This is a genomic window from Manganibacter manganicus (assembly GCF_002075885.1).
In the GTDB taxonomy this organism is placed as follows: Bacteria; Pseudomonadota; Alphaproteobacteria; order Rhizobiales; family Rhizobiaceae; genus Mesorhizobium; species Mesorhizobium manganicum.
In genome coordinates this window covers 123,911-142,122 of the sequence record NZ_MDET01000004.1, presented here as the reverse complement: position 1 = coordinate 142,122, position 18,212 = coordinate 123,911, and the positions used below count along the sequence as shown (strand labels likewise).

At 60.2% G+C, this 18,212-nt stretch carries 17 protein-coding genes, 3 tRNA genes and 1 riboswitch; of the genes, 10 read left to right on the top strand and 10 right to left on the bottom strand.

The window, feature by feature from the left end; all coding sequences use genetic code 11:
• Nucleotides 1-18: 18 nt before the first annotated feature.
• Nucleotides 19-222: riboswitch (cobalamin riboswitch) on the bottom strand.
• Nucleotides 223-269: 47 nt separating this feature from the next.
• The gene (locus tag BFN67_RS04325) at nt 270-2,315 is read right to left on the bottom strand and encodes an oxidoreductase (protein WP_080918413.1); all 2,046 of its coding nucleotides are present in this window, start codon (nt 2,313-2,315) and stop codon (nt 270-272) included.
• A gap of 65 nt (nt 2,316-2,380) precedes the next feature.
• On the opposite strand from BFN67_RS04325, the gene queF reads away from it, so the two are divergent.
• Nucleotides 2,381-2,842 carry a preQ(1) synthase gene (queF, locus tag BFN67_RS04320; protein ID WP_080918369.1) on the top strand — a complete coding sequence of 154 codons (462 nt, stop codon included), beginning with the start codon at nt 2,381-2,383 and terminating at the stop codon, nt 2,840-2,842.
• 3 nt (nt 2,843-2,845) lie between these two features.
• On the opposite strand, the gene BFN67_RS04315 is transcribed toward queF, so the two are convergent.
• On the bottom strand, nt 2,846-4,426 hold the full coding sequence (locus BFN67_RS04315) for a trimethylamine methyltransferase family protein (protein ID WP_080918411.1): 1,581 nt from the start codon (nt 4,424-4,426) through the stop codon (nt 2,846-2,848).
• 138 nt (nt 4,427-4,564) lie between these two features.
• On the opposite strand from BFN67_RS04315, the gene BFN67_RS04310 reads away from it, so the two are divergent.
• Nucleotides 4,565-5,488: a LysR substrate-binding domain-containing protein gene (locus BFN67_RS04310; protein WP_245295151.1), complete on the top strand. Its 924-nt coding sequence runs from the start codon at nt 4,565-4,567 to the stop codon at nt 5,486-5,488.
• An 11-nt stretch (nt 5,489-5,499) separates the two neighbouring features.
• Here the strand turns inward: BFN67_RS04310 and BFN67_RS04305 are convergent, their stop codons facing one another.
• From BFN67_RS04305 to BFN67_RS04285, 5 genes are all read right to left on the bottom strand, one after another.
• Complete coding sequence (locus BFN67_RS04305) at nt 5,500-6,282, bottom strand: PopZ family protein (protein ID WP_080918367.1); 783 nt, start codon at nt 6,280-6,282, stop codon at nt 5,500-5,502.
• A gap of 238 nt (nt 6,283-6,520) precedes the next feature.
• Nucleotides 6,521-7,915 carry a TolC family outer membrane protein gene (locus BFN67_RS04300; RefSeq protein WP_245295149.1) on the bottom strand — a complete coding sequence of 465 codons (1,395 nt, stop codon included), beginning with the start codon at nt 7,913-7,915 and terminating at the stop codon, nt 6,521-6,523.
• Nucleotides 7,916-8,086: 171 nt separating this feature from the next.
• A complete protein-coding gene (locus BFN67_RS04295; protein WP_080918366.1) occupies nt 8,087-8,755 on the bottom strand; it encodes a protein-L-isoaspartate O-methyltransferase family protein in 669 nt (222 codons plus the stop codon).
• A 73-nt stretch (nt 8,756-8,828) separates the two neighbouring features.
• Nucleotides 8,829-8,902, bottom strand: a tRNA-Cys gene (locus BFN67_RS04290).
• Between the two features lie 107 nt (nt 8,903-9,009).
• Nucleotides 9,010-9,279, bottom strand: coding sequence for a hypothetical protein (locus tag BFN67_RS04285; RefSeq protein ID WP_080918365.1), 270 nt, complete (start codon nt 9,277-9,279; stop codon nt 9,010-9,012).
• Between the two features lie 176 nt (nt 9,280-9,455).
• Here BFN67_RS04285 and BFN67_RS04280 point away from each other — a divergent pair.
• From BFN67_RS04280 to BFN67_RS04255, 6 genes are all read left to right on the top strand, one after another.
• Nucleotides 9,456-9,530 (top strand) — tRNA-Asn (locus BFN67_RS04280).
• A 202-nt stretch (nt 9,531-9,732) separates the two neighbouring features.
• A complete protein-coding gene (locus BFN67_RS04275; RefSeq protein ID WP_080918364.1) occupies nt 9,733-10,404 on the top strand; it encodes an amino acid ABC transporter permease in 672 nt (223 codons plus the stop codon).
• Between the two features lie 4 nt (nt 10,405-10,408).
• The gene (locus BFN67_RS04270) at nt 10,409-11,059 is read left to right on the top strand and encodes an amino acid ABC transporter permease (protein ID WP_080918363.1); all 651 of its coding nucleotides are present in this window, start codon (nt 10,409-10,411) and stop codon (nt 11,057-11,059) included.
• A 41-nt stretch (nt 11,060-11,100) separates the two neighbouring features.
• Complete coding sequence (locus BFN67_RS04265) at nt 11,101-11,919, top strand: transporter substrate-binding domain-containing protein (protein WP_204842120.1); 819 nt, start codon at nt 11,101-11,103, stop codon at nt 11,917-11,919.
• Between the two features lie 212 nt (nt 11,920-12,131).
• Entirely contained in the window at nt 12,132-12,482 is a 351-nt protein-coding gene (locus BFN67_RS04260; RefSeq protein WP_245295153.1) for a DUF982 domain-containing protein, read from the top strand.
• A gap of 165 nt (nt 12,483-12,647) precedes the next feature.
• Nucleotides 12,648-13,655, top strand: a complete 1,008-nt coding sequence (locus tag BFN67_RS04255) for a phytanoyl-CoA dioxygenase family protein (RefSeq protein ID WP_080918361.1) — start codon at nt 12,648-12,650, stop codon at nt 13,653-13,655.
• A 112-nt stretch (nt 13,656-13,767) separates the two neighbouring features.
• Here BFN67_RS04255 and BFN67_RS04250 read toward each other — a convergent pair.
• Nucleotides 13,768-13,843: transfer RNA gene (locus BFN67_RS04250), tRNA-Ile, on the bottom strand.
• A 141-nt stretch (nt 13,844-13,984) separates the two neighbouring features.
• Here BFN67_RS04250 and BFN67_RS04245 point away from each other — a divergent pair.
• Nucleotides 13,985-14,692 carry an SIMPL domain-containing protein gene (locus tag BFN67_RS04245; protein WP_080918407.1) on the top strand — a complete coding sequence of 236 codons (708 nt, stop codon included), beginning with the start codon at nt 13,985-13,987 and terminating at the stop codon, nt 14,690-14,692.
• Between the two features lie 81 nt (nt 14,693-14,773).
• Here the strand turns inward: BFN67_RS04245 and BFN67_RS04240 are convergent, their stop codons facing one another.
• A complete protein-coding gene (locus tag BFN67_RS04240) occupies nt 14,774-15,145 on the bottom strand; it encodes a hypothetical protein (protein ID WP_080918406.1) in 372 nt (123 codons plus the stop codon).
• 140 nt (nt 15,146-15,285) lie between these two features.
• A complete protein-coding gene (locus BFN67_RS04235) occupies nt 15,286-15,732 on the bottom strand; it encodes a YcgN family cysteine cluster protein (RefSeq protein WP_080918360.1) in 447 nt (148 codons plus the stop codon).
• A 207-nt stretch (nt 15,733-15,939) separates the two neighbouring features.
• Between BFN67_RS04235 and BFN67_RS04230 the strand changes: the two genes are divergently transcribed.
• On the top strand, nt 15,940-18,156 hold the full coding sequence (locus tag BFN67_RS04230) for an OmpA family protein (protein ID WP_080918359.1): 2,217 nt from the start codon (nt 15,940-15,942) through the stop codon (nt 18,154-18,156).
• Nucleotides 18,157-18,212: the final 56 nt, after the last annotated feature.

Sequence of the window (18,212 nt, the reverse complement as noted above, 5' to 3'; positions counted from 1 at the left end):
ACACCCCTCGTGTCCGGGCATGGGTGACTGAAACCGGCAGGTCTCCTGACTTCCGTGTCGCTGCCTCTCTCCCGCCTTCCCGAGTGCGCGGCGCGCCTCAGTGGCTCGATGGGAGGTGACTCAACGGTTACAGTTGCGGGGGCAGTCACGGTTTCGGCCGCTCGGCCTCACCGTATTCCCTCTTCGTCCGCCAAAGGCGGAACCAGTTCCAAGAAAGACGTTAACGATCAGGTGCTTTCGCGTCAATCACGCCGAAGCGGCTAAAAGCATCAGATACGCAGGCCAAAACGGATACCGTCATAGATCGCGGCATGGATATTACGCGAAGCGACCGCATCGCCGATCCTGAACATCATGAAGCGGCCGCCCTCGTTCCTGACCGGGAACATGTCGCCGCCCTTTACAAGCCGCTCATAGTCCACAGCGCCCAAATTCTTCGACAAAGGCTTCAGGTCCAGATAGAGGTCTTCCAGCGGCAGGGTGCCATGCTCCACCACGATCTGATCGACACGCCGCTCTTCTCGCCAGCCTTCGGCGAAATCCGAACCCAGTACGGCGACAAGCTGATTACCGTCGCGGCGCGCGCCGACAAGTCTTGTGTTGATGGTGACGGTAACGCCCTTCTCATGGAATGCGTGCATGTAAGGCACATGGTTCATGCCGCCCATTTCCGGCGCAAAGAAGCGTTCGGGCGACACAAGCTCCAGCTTCGAGCCGGCGTTGGCGATGAGTTCAGCGGCACCCATGCCCTGATGGCCGCCATTGTCGTCGTAAAGCAGCACATGGTCAGCCGGCTTCACGCTGCCGGCCATAATGTCCCAACTCGAGGTAACGAGATTGTCGCCTTCCTCCAGTGGGGGGTTCTGCGGCAGGCCCCCCGTCGCCACCACGACACAATCGGGGTCCAGCGCCAGCACGTCGTCCTTTTCCGCCCATGTATCGTAGCGGATTTCCACGCCGAGGCGCTCCAGTTCCCCCAGTCGCCAGTCAACGATACCGATCAACTCCTTGCGGCGCGGATTCTGCGTGGCGAGCCGAATTTGCCCGCCGGCCTGCGATGCCGCTTCCAGCACGGTCACACGATGGCCGCGTTCAGCCGTCACGCGTGCCGCCTCCAGCCCGGCTGCCCCGGCACCGACCACGATCACGCGCTTTGCCGGCCCCTCCACCTTGCGAATGACATGGGGAATCCACGCCTCGCGCCCGGTCGCGGCGTTATGGACGCATAGCGCCTCGCCGCCCTCATAAATGCGGTCGAGACAATAGGTTGCGCCGACGCAGGGGCGGATTTCATGCTCGCGTCCTTCCATCACCTTCTTGACGATATGCGGATCGGCAATGTGGGCGCGCGTCATGCCGACCATGTCGAGCTTGCCGGTGGCGATCGCGTGGCGCGCGGTCGCAACATCGGAAATGCGCGCGGCATGGAAGGTCGGGAATTTCGTTGCCGCCCGCACTTCACCGGCAAAATCCAGATGCGGCGAGGCGCGCATGCCCGCCACCGGAATGACCTTGGTGAGGGCGGCATCCGTCTCGATGGTGCCACGAATGATGTTGAGGAAATCGACCTTGCCGGAAGCGGCCAGTCTTTGCGCAATCTCCACGCCTTCCTGGCGCGAGATGCCTTTGGCGATATCCTCGTCGGCCACCATGCGGATGCCGACAACAAATTCATCGCCCACCGCCTTGCGCACCGCATCCAGAACCATGTTGGAAAAGCGCAGCCGGTTGTCGAGCGAGCCACCGAAGTCATCGTCGCGATGATTGGTGAGCGGCGACCAGAAGCCGTCCATCAGATGGCCGTAGGCCTCGAACTCGATACCGTCGAGCCCGGCCGCCTGGCAGCGCTGGGCGGCAGACGCGTAATCGGCAACGATGCGCTCGATGTCCCAGTCTTCCGCCGTCTTCGGAAAAGCCCGATGCGCCGGCTCGCGTACAGGCGAAGCAGAGAGCACCGGCAGCCAGTCGGCCTTGTTCCAGCCGGTACGGCGGCCAAGGTGAGTGATCTGAATCATCACCTTGCAGTCATACTGATGACAGTCGTCGGCCAGTTCCTTCAGCCACGGCACGATGGCATCGTCATAAAGATGCAGATTGCCGAAGGCGGCCGGGCTGTCTCTGCTGACAAGAGCCGAGCCCGCCGTCATGGTCAGCGCCATGCCGCCCCTGGCCTTCTCGGCATGATAGAGCCGGTAGCGCTCCTTCGGCATGCCGTCCTCGGAATAGGCCGGCTCATGACTGGTGGACATGACGCGGTTCTTAAGCCGCAGGTGCTTCAACTGATAGGGCTGGAGAAGTGGATCGTTGCTGGCCATCATTGTCCTATTCTATCGCCGATGCCGGCAGTATAACCTGAAATGTTGCCGAACCGGAGCTTCCCATGACCGAGACAAGCGAACTTACCCAACTCGGCGCCAAGGTCGAGACGCCAGACAGCCCTGATCGTGCGGTCCTGGAAACCGTGCCGTACACGCACGGCGACGGCCCGCCTGCCATCGTGCGCTTCACCTGCCCGGAATTCACATCGCTCTGCCCCGTCACGGGCCAGCCCGACTTCGCCCACATCGTCATCGACTATGCGCCCGATAGTCTGCTGGTGGAATCGAAATCACTCAAACTATTCCTCACCACGTTCCGCAACCACGGCGCTTTCCATGAGGACTGCACAGTCATGATCGCCAGGCGCATCGTCTCCGTCACGAAACCGCTCTGGCTGCGCATCGCCGGCTACTGGTATCCGCGCGGCGGCATGCCGATCGACGTGTTCTGGCAGACAGGAACGCCGCCGAAAGACGCCTGGCTGCCGGATACCGGCGTCGCGCCCTATCGCGGACGCGGGTAGGCCTCAATACCACGCATCCGCCATGGCGGTTTTCTTGCGCGCCATGAAATCCTGCAAGGCCTCATCTATGGCCACATCGAGCGGCGGCGCCTCATATTCGGCAAGCGCCGTTTTCCAGCGCTTGTTGGCGCGTATGGCAGCATCTTCCGAGCCGGCAGCCTCCCATTTCTCGAAGGACTCGTTGTCCGCGATTTCGGAATCCCAGAAGGCGGTTTCGTAATTGGCAATGGTGTGGCCGCAGCCGAAGAAGTGATGGCCCGGCCCAACCTCGCGGAAGGCGTCGAGCGCAAGCTGGTTGTCATCCACCTTTATGCCGTCGAGATAGGTGTGCAGCGCGCCGCAGAAATCGGCATCCATGACGAACTTTTCATATGACATGGATAAAAGCCCATCCAGGAAGCCGGCCGAATGCAAGATGAAATTGGCGCCGCAATGCACCGCCGCCAGCATCGACATGGTGCCTTCGTTCATGGCATGCGCATCGGGCAGCTTCGACGTCGTGAAATTGCCCGAACAACGCAGCGGCAGATTGAGCCGCCGCGCAAGCTGGCCCACCACCATCGAGCCGATTGCCGGTTCCGGCGTGCCGAAGGTCGGCGAACCCGAGCGCAGCGACATGGACGACAGGAAATTGCCGAAGATCACCGGCGCGCCGGGGCGTTCAAGCTGGGTCAGCGCGCAACCTGCCATGGTTTCGGCCAGCGACTGGGCGATGGCCCCGGCATTCGTGACCGGCCCCATGGCGCCACCGAGGATGAACGGAACCACCACCGCCGCCTGGTTGGCGCGGGCATAGGCGCGCAACGCGGTCGTCATGGTGGCATCCCACACCAGCGGCGAGTTGACATTGACATTGCCGAGAATGACGCAGTTCTCGTCCACGAATTTTTCGCCGAATACGATGCGCGCCATGTCGATGGAATCGTCGGCCCGGCTCTCCGCCGTTACCGATCCCATGAAGGCCCTGTCGGAATATTTGATATGGCTATAGACCATATCGAGGTGGCGCTTGTTGACCGGCACGTCCACCGGCTCGCAGACCGTGCCGCCCGAATGATGCAGCCAGGGCGAGGATTGCGCGAGTTTCACGAAATTGCGGAAATCCTCGATCGTCCCATAGCGGCGGCCCTTGTCGATATCCATGACAAAGGGCGAGCCATAGGCTGGCGAGAACACGACGTTCCTGCCACCGATCTGCACCGAATTGGCCGGGTTGCGCGCGGCTTGTGTGAATTCGGCCGGCGCGGTCTTCAAAATTTCGCGCAGCATGCCCGGCTCGAACTTCACCAGCGCGCCATCGATATGGGCTCCGGCTCGCTTCCAATGATCGAGCACAACCGGATCGTCGCGGAACTCGATGCCGATTTCAGCGAGAATGCGGTCGGCGGTCTGCTCGATGCGAAGGAGATTTTCCTCCGACATCACGTCATAGGTGGGGATGCCACGCACGATATTGGGCCGGTGCAGCAGCCCGGTTGCCCGATGCGCTCGCTTCTGCCGGCGCGCGGCCCGCCCGCCTGCTCTCGTTTCGCCCGATTTGCCTTCCAGCGTGGTGGTCGCTTCAGCATTTTCAGCAAGCGTCATGACTGTCTCCATCCCATTTGGCCAGATGCGATGACCGGGGCGCCCAGACAAAGCCCTTGCGCCGATATGACATAAGCAGCCATTATGCGTTGGCCGCGTCAACGGCACTTCTTGGCATTCCACGCATGAGTTGAAGTAATGAGCGGTTTTCGCCAGCAACTCCCGTCCATGACCGCCCTGGTGGTGTTCGAAGCGGCGGCACGCAAGGCGAGTTTCACCCGAGCGGCGGCGGAACTCGGCATTACCCAGGCCGCAGTCAGTCGTCAGGTGCAGGCGCTTGAGGCCGGCTTCGGCTTTCCGTTGTTTCGCCGCCTGCACCGCGCGATCGAATTGACGGAGCCGGGCCGTGCTCTGGCTGCTTCAATGTCGGAGGCTCTTGGCATGGTGGCCGAAACCGTGAGCGTCATTACCAGCGAAACAGCCACCGAACTGACTCTGTCGGCGACTGTCGCGTTCTCGCATTTCTGGCTTTTGCCGAAAGTATCGGCCTTCCGGCAAGCCGCCCCTGACGTCAAGCTCAGGATCCTGACGCAGGATGGCAACTTCAATCTGGTGCGCGACGACATCGACGTGGCAATCCGCTATGGCGACGGTAAATGGCCGGACGGCAAGGCGATCCTGCTTTTTGACGACGAGGTGTTTCCGGTTTGCAGCCCCGCTTATATCGCCGCCCGAGGCGCCCCCGATTGCGTGGCGGACCTTGCCCGGCATCATCTCATCGCCAATGACTGGCAGGATCCGAACTGGACCGGCTGGGTGCAATGGCTGGCCGCGTTCGGCCAAAGCCTGCGGCCCAAATCGATCAGCATGAGTTGCAATTTTTACACCGACGCGATCAATGCCGCCATTCGCGGGGAGGGTATCGCCCTCGGCTGGAACCGTCTGGTCGAAAGCCATCTGCTGCATGGCCAATTGGTGCGCGTCTCGATCGAATCGGTGCGGCCGCGCAGCGCCTATTATGTGGTCATCAAGAGCGACGCCGCATCGAAACCCTCGGTCAAAGCCTTCCTTGACTGGATTCGCATGGAGACAGGCGCCGCATTGCCGTCAAAATCCAGATAACGGCGTGGCAGTCAGGTGCCCCGCGCCACGCGCTCGATCTCTTCGCGAACCAACCGCTCGACCAGGGTCGGCAAATTATTGTCGAGCCAATCCTGCAGCATTGGCCGCAACATTTCCTCGGCCATCTCGTCCAGGCTCTTGCGGTTGCGGCTGGCAAAGGCTTCGGAAAGCTCGCCAAACGCAGCCGCGACCTGCCGGCCCGTCTGCTCTGAGATGAGCGTCTGGCTTGTCATATTCTCGGCATCGTCGAGCGATTCCAATCGTGCCGCTTTCACCTGAGATTCCGAAGAAGGAGCGGGAGCGGCAATATTGAGCGTAGCGTCCGGCTGTTTGGAGGTAGTTTCGTGCAAAAGCGTGTCAGCACCTACATTTGACGGCCGCTGGAAGGTTGCCGTGCGCGTGGGCTCTGTCGATACCCGCGCCGACTGCTTAGAATCCCATTGCTCGCCGATATCGTCGACTCCGTCCGCCGGGGCCGCGGGAGCGTCGACCTGCTCCGAAAACGACGCGGAAAACGGCTGGATCGGTTGCTCGACCGGCGCTGAAGCAGGCTTTATCTCAGGCTGCCGGCGATCGGTCCTTGCCGCTTCCGCGTCACCATCGAATCCGCCACGAAGCTCGGCGCGAAACGCATCCATATCCGCGATGGTGTCGGCGGCACGCATATCTGCGTTCCCAGCGGATTCGGTTCCCTCATCCTTCCGAACGGGGTCGCTGTCCTCAATAATCTTGCGGATGGAAGCCAATATTTCTTCCATCGAAGGTTCGCGTTGTGCGTTGCTTGCAGTCGCCATCTTCGTCACGTCCGCCGCCCCTGTGATCTTTTCATCTTGCCGGCGATCTCCAGCGTCGAATCACAAGCTGAGCGTAACCGACCATCGGCCGCACGAGAATCCCCAAACTGAACGGTCCGAGGATTTCAACAGCTCAGACATTGATGCGCATGCAAAAAGCGCCGCGCCTTATTTCAGCGCAGCGCTTCGATGGAAACCGATTTTCATGCCATCAAGTCGACCTGGCGAAACCGCTCGATCAGCGGCCGTCCGGCGTACGCAGGCCGTACCACTTGTCCTTGACGGCCTTATAATGTTCTTCGGGATGATACTCCGTCACCTGAAGCCCCAGCCGTTTAATAGACAGTCGTCCTGTTGCCTGGAGAATGGCATAACTCGCCGTGACCACGTCACGTTCGGCGCTGGCGAGATTGATCCTGGCATTGATGACGTCGTTTTGCGCATTGAGGACGTCGAGCGTGGTCCGCTGCCCAACTTTTCTTTCCTCGATGACACCGTCGAGCGCAAGCTGCTGTGCCGCAACCTGCGCCTGGTTTGCATCGACATTCTCGCGCGCCGCCGTATAAAGCGTCCAGGCCGAAACAATCTGGTTACGCACCTGATCCCGGCTGACATCGACCTCGATCCTGGCCTGGCCGAGTTGTTCCTTCGACTGCCGCACAATGGCGGAAGTCCGCCCGCCCTGATAGATCGGAATCGTCAAGGTCGCGCCGATGCTGGCCGAGTTGGAGTAACCGTCACTCACGCCCCCGACGCCAGGCAAACTGCCCGATGCCGTATTGCGGTAGTCACGCGAAACCCCAGCCGAGGCGGTAATCTGCGGCAGCATGGCGCCTTCGGCTGATTTTACCGAAAAGCCCGCGGCATCCACCAGATGCTGCGTCGCCAGGATTGCGGGATGCTCATTGAATGCCACAGCAATCGCCGTATCGAGGCTCCTGGGAAGCAGCTTGGCCAATGGCGAGGCCGCCTTGAGCTTGCCGGGCGCATCACCGACGATCTGGCGATAGGCAGCTTCGCTCGACCGCACCTGTGCGCGGGCGGACGTCACCTGCGCCGTCGCCAGAGACCGGGCAGCCTCCGTCTGCGCGACATCGGTCCGCGTCCCCTCGCCCACCTCGAATCGCGAACGCGCCGAGCGGACCTGTTCGTTCATCGCCTCCAGGTTCTGTTGCGTCAGCGCAGCCACCTTGCGATCGTGAATCACATTCATATAGGCCTGAGCTGCAGCAAAAAGCGTGTTTTCTTCCGTGTTGCGCAGACTTTCCTGTTGCGCGGCCACCCTGGCCTCGGCCGCAGCAACATTATTCTTGGTCTGGAAACCGTCGAACAGCGTCTGGTTGATCGACACGCCGAAACTGCCGGTCGTCAACTGCGCGCTGCCCGCGTCCCGGCTCGTATTGGAATAGTCGATGCTGGCCGCACCCTGAACGGTCGGTCTGTAGCCCGACTTGGCGATTGCGACGTCTTCATCGGTAACGCGAACGCCAGCGCGCGCCGAATTCAGCGACGAATTATACTGATACGCCTTTGTCAGCGCTCCCATGATGGTTTCGGCAGATGCCTGCAAAGGAGAAAGCGCCGTCGCCGAAACAAGAAGGGCGAGAAAAAGACTCTTGCGTACTGGCTGCACAGCGTATCCCTCATTCCGTCACATGGGAGCCGGCGGCATCGCTATCCGTGATCCCACGGCCGCCAGATTTTCGAATCCCCCGACTCAACCGGCCGATCAATGAGCCGATTCAGTAACGATGTCTAAAATGCAAGCGAACATGACTGCACGCCAGCCGCAAGAAAAAAACACTCAAAACTCGAAAGCATGCGCACGTTCGAATCCGGGGAGTGGCTTTATTGCCGCATTAAATGCACGCCGCCCCGTAGCAATACCAGTAGTCTTCAAAAACAGACGGGCAACACCGGCGTTACCATAACCTTCGACTGCCACCAGGCGACCGCCTTCGCTCAATTGTGCCAGAAGCGTTTCCGGCACCTCCTCAACACTGCCGTCGATAAAGATTACATCATAGGGCGCCGCGGCGGAATACCCCTCCTGCAACGCACCCTGGACGATGTCGATATTGTCGAAGCCAAGCCTGGACAACACCAGTCTCGCGCCTTCGGCCAGGGCGGCATCGCTTTCCAGCGCGGTGACCGAACGGGCCAGCCGCGAAAAAATGGCCGATGCATACCCGCAGCCGCAACCAACCACGAGCACGCGGTCGTCGATTCCGACATCTGCGAGTTGAATCAGTCGAGCCAGCGGCGACGGCTCCATGAGGTAGCGCGGCCCCTGAGGGGTGTCCGCGATCCTGATATCCTCGTCGATATATGCCAGGGCAGCCTGCTCTGGCGCAATAAAGGCCTCCCGTGGAATGTCGAGCAAGGCGGCCAAAAGAGGCGCACTCGTCACATCAGTGGTGCGTATCTGACCATCGACCATCTTTACGCGCTGTTCGGAGAAACCAGCGTTCATATCCAACTGCCCCGTTTTTCACGCGAGAGGCGCGCCAAGGTTCATAACAGAACGCCTTGAAATCTTAAGGGAATGGAGGCCTCGCCCGGAATCGAACCGGGGTGCAAGGATTTGCAGTCCTCTGCGTAACCACTCCGCCACGAGGCCTCGCCGCTCCCGGCGTTCACCGCAACTCCAATAGGTTGCCCGAAATTTTGCGTCAAGCGCCCACGCGGCTTTATGACCGCTTTCTCTGCGGAAGCCGGCACGGACCTTCACGGTCCCCCGTCTTTCCGGCGCCTGCGCTCCCACCACACAACAACACGCCTTCGCCAGCGACGAACAGAGGCGAATTCGTAAGACAGCACCAGCAATCCGACCGGAATCATCCAGAAACCGAGAATCGGCAGGAAGCCGAACAGTCCGAAGACGATAAGAACGATCCCAATGGCGATCCTGAGCGCGCGCGAGCGCGGCATGGGGAAATCCCGGCCAAATATGGAAATCTTCCGCGGTGCCGTGTCGCTCTTATGCTCAGCCGTCATATGCGTGCCAGTCGTCTCCGCCAGTGCCGTGCATCGCCGCGCAGCAGGTGCCTATATGATGAGGCGATAACTCAATTGCCAGAAGAGCGCATAAAAAGCCGGAAAAATCCGAAATGGCGCTTTGCAAAGCGGAAATGGGTTTGCTATAGGCACCCCGTTCTCGCAAGAGCCGCTATTCCCCGGTAGCTCAGCGGTAGAGCAACCGGCTGTTAACCGGTTGGTCGCTGGTTCGAATCCGGCCCGGGGAGCCACTTTCTCCACTATGCGACAAAGCCGCCATATGGCGAAAAGACCGGCTGACGGACGCTTTACCTGCATAATCGGTTGCGAATACCCTACTTCATTGTGTTAGCGTCCCCCAGACGCGCTGCGTGAATCAATATTCAGGAACGGCATCAAGCGGGGAGTACCTATGGAGGTCAAGCGAAGCCGACATGCACGCCGGTTTGTGCGATGACCTATCAATTCGATTTCACGGACGTTTTCTCGGCCTGGCCTGAACTCGCGTGGGGCGCACTCCATACGCTCGTGCTCTCAGGCCTCGCCATGGCGATCGGCATGGTTGTCGCGATTGCCGGCGCGCTCGGCAAGACGTCCGGCCCGAAACCGGTTCGCATCGCCATCGACGCGTATATCGAACTGATTCGCAACACACCCTTCCTGATCCAGATCTTCATGATCTTCTTCGGACTGCCGTCGCTCGGCATTCGCCTCTCGTCCAACACGGCAGCCCTGATCGCCCTGGTCGTCAATGTCAGCGCCTATGCGATAGAGATTATCCGTGCCGGCATCGAAAACATCGACAAGGGGCAGATCGAAGCCGGCCGCGCACTCGGCCTCAAGCCGCTTCAGATCTTCCGGCTGATTGTCCTGAAGCCCGCGATCCAGGCCATCTACCCGTCGCTCACCAGCCAGTTCATCCTGCTGATGCTGAACTCCAGCGTCTGTTCGGTCATCGCGGCAACCGAACTGACGGCAGCGGCTGGTGATATCCAGTCGCGCACCTTCCGGTCCTTCGAGGTCTATTTCACCATCACCTGCATGTATTTCATCCTGTCCTTGATATTCTGGCAGGCATTCGGCGCGATCGACAGGAAATTCCTGCGAACGCCGGTGAAGAGGTAGAGCCATGCGCGAACTCGGCTCCGGCGACATCTTCTATATTCTTGGTGCGTTGCGCTGGACCCTGCTTTTGTCGATCATCGCCTTTATCGGCGGCTCCGTGGGAGGCACGCTCATTGCCTTGGCACGCACCGGCCGCTTCCAATGGCTGCGCACGATTGCGGCAGGTTACATCAAGGTTTTCCAGGGCACTCCTCTTCTGCTCCAGCTTTTTCTGGCCTTCTTCGCGCCTGGCATTTTCGGCATCAGCGTCGATCCGTGGACGGCGGCGGCATTGGGTCTGTCGCTGCATGCCAGCGCCTTCCTCGGCGAAATATGGCGAGGCGCCATCGAGGTCGTGCCACATGGGCAGAGCGAGGCCGCGACGGCGCTTGGCCTGCGCTACTGGCCAAGAATGGCCTTGGTCATCGTGCCGCAAGCCGTGCGGATCGCCATCCCGCCCACGGTTGGCTTCCTGGTTCAGCTCATCAAGGGCACGTCGCTGGCTTCGATCATCGGTTTCGTGGAACTGACGCGCGCCGCCCAGGTCATCAACAACGCAACGTTCCATCCCTTCACCATTTTTGGACTTGTGGCATTGGTCTATTTTATCGTTTGCTGGCCCCTGTCGGCCTATAGCAGGCGAATGGAACGCAAACTCGCGGCCGTCGCGCGCTGAATTTCAAGATATCGTCGAATGTTTCAAAGGGAGGACTATGCATGACCATGAAAACGCTGACACGACGCGGCTTTGCCACGCTTGCCGTCGCCGGCTTTGCTACAACATTGTTCGGGATCGCTACGGCTGGTGCCGCCACTCCCGATGAGATCAAGGAAAACGGTACCCTGCGTGTCGGTGTTCTGGTGGATTACCCGCCGTTCGGCGGTACCGATTCCAATCAGCAACCCGCGGGTTATGACGCCGACGTCGCCAAGCTTTTCGCCAAATCGCTCGGCGTGAAACTGGAGCTGGTTCCGGTTACCGGCCCGAACCGCATTCCCTACCTGCTCACCAACAAGATCGACGTTCTGATCGCCACTTTCGGTATCACCGCGAAACGAGCCGAGCAGGTTCTCTTCTCCGATCCCTATTCGGCCCTGACAGTCTATGTACTTGCTCCGAAAAGCCTGAGCATCAAAGGGCCGGAAGATCTCAAATCCGTCACCATCGGTGTCGCTCGGGCCTCGACACAGGACACGGCCATCACGGAGATTGCACCTGAAGGAACGCCAATCAAGCGCTTTGACGATGACGCGACCGCCTTGCAGGCCTTGATTTCGGGGCAGGTGCAGGCACTCGGTGCTTCTAACACCATTCTCGCCCAGCTCACCAAGGATTATCCGAAAATGGAGATCGAGCCGAAGATCAAGCTGAAGGCACAGGCGAACGGCATGGCGTTCCGCAAATCCGACACCGCCCTGCGAGACTATGCCAACACCTTCATCGCCGAGATCGTGAAGAACGGCGAACTCTCCAAGATCAATGAACGCTGGTTCGGCATACCGCTCGACAAGCTGCCGCCGATGCCCGAACTTTGACCTGCCGACCCTGGCCGATCCCGGATCTCGTTGAGGTCCGGGAGAATGGCGGCAAATGATCGCTCGAAAGCTTATGTGATTTTCGTCTGATCGGCTTTGCCGCGTCCGTCGCCGCTTCTGCTACGACCGATACGCCCTGCTCGGCTTAGCGGCCTGTTGCCCGCTCACGAAAACGTCTGCCTCTTTCTCCATTTGTGACGGATCGAATCTTGGTGCTGCCCATTTCTGGCGCTGAAAAGAGTGTCGTTAAACAGGAGCGCCGATCCATGACCAACAGTAAGTTCGATCAGCCCGTATCAGTTTTCGTTGGCCTGGGCTTTCCCCGCGAGGTGGCGACCGTTCTGGACGCTTACGATCTGCTGCTGGAATGGACAGGCATTTCAGACCTGGATTACCATGGCGCGCTCGAGGTGTGCCGCAAAGCTCTCATCGGCGAGAGAACGGCTGAAGACGTTCGCGAATCATTGGTACATTTCGCCCGTCGCCGGGGTATCCTTTCGGAAGAAGCTCTCGATCAGGCAGCTAGAAACCTTGCCCGCGAATGGGGGCAGATAAGCGCCTGAAAGCGCATTCAGTTCACTCTATACGCTTGATTTACGCACGGCTTTGCCCCGAAACCTGTGGCCGCTTTCGGGGCAAAATTGCTCATGCTGCATTGCAACCTAACCGTCACGCGATTAGCGTAAGAGTCTCGGGCGGGCGGCTGTATATATTCTGCGGAAAATTTCATGCCCAAACCTACGAGCCCCGATAACACATCCCTTGAGGCCATTGCACGGAATGCTAGCCCTTTCCGCCGGATCGCAGCGCGAATTCCTACCTATCTGACCGACATCCAGGAAAACCCCGCATGGCTGCCGATGTTCGTATTTGCGCGGACCTTGCCCGGCAGGCGGATGCATTGGCGTGGCGCGAAACCGGTCAAATCAACGGACTATGCCACGGCAACGATGTTCGAGGGCATGAACCGGCGTACAATTGTCGAAGCGCTGCGCGCCGATGGGCTTTTTTCCGGACTTCTCCTGCCCTCCTCGATCCAGGACGAGATTGCCCGTTTCGCAAGGAAGACACCATGTTTCGGCAATTTTGATCGCCGGCTGGAATTCTTTCCGACAGAGCATCCTGATGCTGAAAGTCGTTATGGCCGTGCCTTGCTCAGTGGGCACTATTTCGAGCGGATACTGAAATGCGATGCGGCGCTTGCGGTGCAGCAAGACCCGCTTCTGCACGACGTGGCGGCGCACTATCTGGGCGCGCAGGCAAAGCTGATCACGACACGCGTCTGGTGGAGCTTTCCAACAAAGTCCGTGTCGGATGCCGAGAAGAATCTTGCATCGCTGGACAAATTCCACTTCGATCTCGACGACTGGCGAATGCTGAAGTTTTTCTTCTACCTGTCTGATGTCGACAGTGATTGCGGCCCGCATGTTTATGTGCGTGGCAGCCACAATCACAGGAAAATCAAGCATCAACTGACGCTTCTCGTCGGACATTCTGCCGACGAAGTGCTGGGCGCTTATGGTGCCGAGAACGCCGTTACACTGTCAGGGCTAGCGGGCTCGGGCTTTGTCGAAGACCCGTTCGGCTTTCACATGGGCACGGTACCAAGCCGAGCGCCCCGACTCATGATGGAAATAGGCTTTGGCGTTTCCCGGCCGTCCCGCAGGCGATTTCATGGTGAACCCGTCATCCCGAGAGCGGCGGTGCAAAATTCGACCACGGTAGCGGCGCGATAATCCCGCTTCGGACGGCGTAAAAGTCGTCCACCTATGCTCTAATGACGGACGTCGAACTGCAATTTCGTGTTTTTGAGCCACTTATAATGTGTCTATACAATATTGATCTATATGGTGGGCCCGGAGGGACTCGAACCCCCAACCAAGCGGTTATGAGCCGCCGGCTCTAACCATTGAGCTACAGGCCCCACACGGGCTGGATAGTGTTTTTCGTTGCGTCGCACAAGGCTTTAAGAAACTTTGCGAACCATCTGGCGCACGACGCCCAAATCCACTCATAATCGCAGCATAATGCCGAACCTTCTTGATATGCAGAAATGGAGTTTTCGATGACCAGTTCTCTTTTAGCCTTGGCGCTCGCCGCAACGCTCGCAATGCCGGCAGTTGCAATGGCCAAGGATGCCGGGCCGGTGCCACGCATCATGGTGAGCGGCGAAGGTGAAGCCACCATCGCGCCGGATATCGCCATCCTGTCGCTTTCCGTCATGCGCGAGGCCAAATCCGCGCGTGCCGCACTCGACGCCAACAATGACGCCATGGCGGCGGTCATTGCGGCCATGAAAGCTTCGGACATCGCCGATCGCGATTTGCAGACTACCGGCATGCAGATCACGCCGCGCTACAATTATCCGCAAAACAACGATGACAACCAGCAACCCGAACTGGTCGCCTACCAGGTCACCAACACGGTGTCGGTACGCGTGCGCGACATCGACAGGACCGGCGAAATTCTGGACAAGGCGGTGACGCTTGGCGTCAACCAGGGCGGTGGCATCACCTTCACCAATGACGACCCGTCTACCGTCATCACCGAAGCGCGCAAGAAGGCGGTAGCCGATGCAGTCGCCAAGGCCAAGACTCTGGCAGAGGCCGCCGGCGTCTCGGTCGGCAAGGTGTTGAAGATCACCGACCAGAACATCGCGCCGAGGCCCATGCCGATGAATGCAAAGGCTTTCGCCGCACGGGATTCGGTCCCCGTTCAGCCAGGAGAAAACTCCTACCATGTCCAGGTCAACATCACCTTCGAGATCAAGTAGTCCCGATTCCACCGCATAAAGGAGAAGCCCCGGAGCCTTCGCTCCGGGGCTTTTTCGTCCATCGGCCAGGCGTCGAAGACTCTACCGATACAGGATCGGGCAGCCGCGCCTGTTGCGGAAGGTCACGACCACGCGCTCATTGTATTTGCGGCCTTTCACCTTGACCCGGCGGCGGTCGATATCGACAATGCGGGCGCGCCGCAGCCCCATGCGCTCGGCCTTGTCGAGCGCGCGCTCGGGCGTGCAGGAACGGCGCCATTTTCGGCGTTCATGCCGGTGGCGATGCCAATCGCGCATCTCGCCTCGGTCGCCGGTATAGATCCCGAAGCGGTCATCCGGCTCGTGGCCGAAATTAAGATAGATGCCGTCGGCCTGCGCGACGACCGGAGCGGTCGCCATGGCGCCAATCCCGACAATTACCGAAAGCGCCAAAGTCCTGATCGTGGTGAACATTGCGGATCTCCTGTCGAGCGGCTTGGCCGTTACAGGCAGCCGCCCTGTGGAATTGATGGGGCCAGGATACGCCCGCTTCGCTGAACCCATCAGGAATTTGGCGTTCATCGCCGGTTCACATCATTACAACGGCCGGCACCTCACGGCTCGCTATCGAGCATGTAGTCGAAGTAGTCCTCCGGCTCGCCCAGGTCGCTCTCGCTGGCGCGCACACGTCCACGCACCGACATGCCCGCCTCGTGCACTGTCTCGGGACTGCCCGATACCAGCCTGTGCCACCAGTAGAGATCGTGCCCCTCGGCGACGAGTCGATAGGCGCAGGTCGAAGGCAACCAGGCGATGGTGCGCACGTTTTCAGGCGTGAGCCCGACACAATCGGGCACCCGCGCCAGCCGATCGGAATAGTCCGAGCAGCGGCATGTACCGGCATCGAACAGGCGGCAGGCAACGCTGGTCCAGTAAATTTCGCCGGTGTCGGCATCCTCCAGCTTGGAGAGACAGCACTTGCCGCACCCGTCGCAGAGCGATTCCCATTCGGCGGGGCTCATCGCCTCCAATGTCTTGGTTTTCCAGAATGGCGCGTCCATCCGTTGCATGTGGCCCCGCCTTGCCTCCCGGTCAAGCTCATCTCGGCTCAACTCGGTCAGCAGCCCGACTCGGCCACCGGTTTGACACCGTCTTGCCGTCAAAACGCCGACCATTCGCCCAGCATCGGCACTAAGTCACCTTTGCCGGAACCATTTCGCGTCGTTCCGGTTTCGACGAGGACGGGACGTCACAAGGAGAGTTTCAATATGAAATGCCAACCACGGATTTTGGCCGGCACCGCGCTCGGCCTGTTGATGGCATCCACGCCGCTGAGCGCCGCGCCGCTCCATGGAGACAGCGTCACGAGCCCAATCCTCCACACCGGTATCATACTGGCGCAGGCGAATTGCGCCGAAGGTGAATCCGCCGAAGCCTGCGCGGAAGGCGGGGAGAAGCCGAACCGCAAAAAGCAGCAGGAAAAGCGAGCCGCACCTGCGGCCCAGGACGAACCCTCGCCCCAGGCGGAGCCGGAGCAGAAGCCTCGCCGCGAGAAGCGCAAGGAAATGCAGGCCGAACCCGCGCCACGCGAAGAATCAGCGCCCGCCGATACGGGAGGCGAAATGGCGCCGGCCATGAAGCCCGAAGAAAAGCCGCGCCGGGAAAAACGCAAACAAAAGCAACAGCAGGCCGAACCGGCCCAGCAGAATGAACAGGCCGCACCCGCAGGTGAGGAAAGCGAAACCAAGCCCGCCGTCAAGCGGCAGGAAAAACAATCCGAGCGCAAACAGCGCCGATCCACTGAGGAGGCCAAACCGGCCGAGACCGAACAGGCGCCCGCGCAAAGCGAGGAGCCGGCCGAACAGGCAACTCAGCCGAAATCGAAGAAAAAGGAACTGAAGGAGTTCCTCGACAAAAAGCAGGACGGCGGAGAAACGACGGAGCCGCAGCAGGCCGAAAAGCCGAAGCCGCGGAAGTCCGGATCTGACGATCAAGCAAAACCCGCCGGGGAACCTGCGGAAGAAGCCGCGCCGAAGCGGGAAGCCACGCCAGCCGAGACTGAAAAGGGATCTGCTGCCGATGAAAAGCCGGCCGACCAGGCAACCCAGCCGAAATCCAAGAAGGAAGAGTTGAGGGAGTTCCTCAATAAGAAGAAGGGTGGCGAGGAAGCGGCAGAGCCGCAGCAGGCTTCGCCGGAAGAACAGAAACCGACTTCCGGGGAGAAGGCTGGCGAGCAGACGCCGGCCACCGGCGAAGCGGAGGGCGGCAAACGCGACGCCACGCAGCCCGAACTGCCGACCGATACGCAAGAAGAACAGGCGATGCCGAAGAGCGACACCGAGGCAAGCCCTCTCCCCAAGGATGCCGCCCCCCTGCCCGACAGCGCCAAGAAGGCTGGCCGCAGAGGTGAAGGCCGCCAGGTCAGGCAACCGGCCGAGCAGCCAGCCGAACAGCCGGCCGGCGAGGCCGAAGCCGCGCCGCGCTCGGATTCCGCCGCTCAATCCGCCATCGAAAGGATCGGCAAGATAGAATCGGTGGAAGCCATGCAGGGCAAGCGCATCGATGCCGAGCAATGGCGCAAGGATCGTCGCGAGCGCCGCGAGGAGAGACGCAAGCGCGATAACATCGACGTGGTCAAGGAATTCGGCGACAGGATTGTCGTGAAGTTCGGCGACAACATCTATGTCGATAACCGCGATGCCAACGAAAGGCTCGAGCGACATGCCCGCGACAGCTATGTCGAGGAATTGCCGCGTGGCTTCACGCGCACCACTATCGTCAAGGACAATGGCGCGCGTGTCGTCACCATCCGCAATGCCTACGGCGATATCGTACGTCGTTCACGCATCATGCCGGATGATCGCGAGGTGGTACTCTATTATGTTCCGGAAGATGACTACGACCGGATTCAGCGCGGCTACATCGATGCCGGCGCGGATTTGCCGCCGCTGCGGCTCAGCATTCCCGCCGACGAATACATCCTCGATGCCGAGCGCGCTCGGCCGGAGGACTACTACACCTATCTCGACGCCCCCCCGGTCGAGCCGGTGGAACGCATCTATTCGGTCAACGAGGTGGTCCATTCGGCTCGCATCCGCGACAAGGTGCGCCGCGTCGACCTCGACACCATCACCTTCGACACCGGTTCCGCTGATATCGGCGAAAACCAGATTTCGAAGCTGGAGGCGCTTGGCGAGGCGATGAACAAGATCCTCGAGCAGAACCCGGCGGAAACCTTCCTGATCGAAGGCCACACCGATGCCGTCGGTTCGGACGAGTCCAACCTTGTTCTTTCGGATGAACGGGCCGATTCGGTCGCCGAAGCGCTCACCAAGGTTTTCGACATTCCGGCCGAAAATCTGACCACGCAGGGCTATGGCGAGGAGTACCTCAAGGTGAACACGGACGGGGCAAATCGCGAGAATCGCCGCGTCGCGGTTCGCCGCATTACGCCGCTGGTTTCGCCTGTCGCCAGTGCGGAGTGACGGCGGCCCGGTGAATTGATGAAGGGCGCCGAACCGGCGCCCGCCATTGAAACACC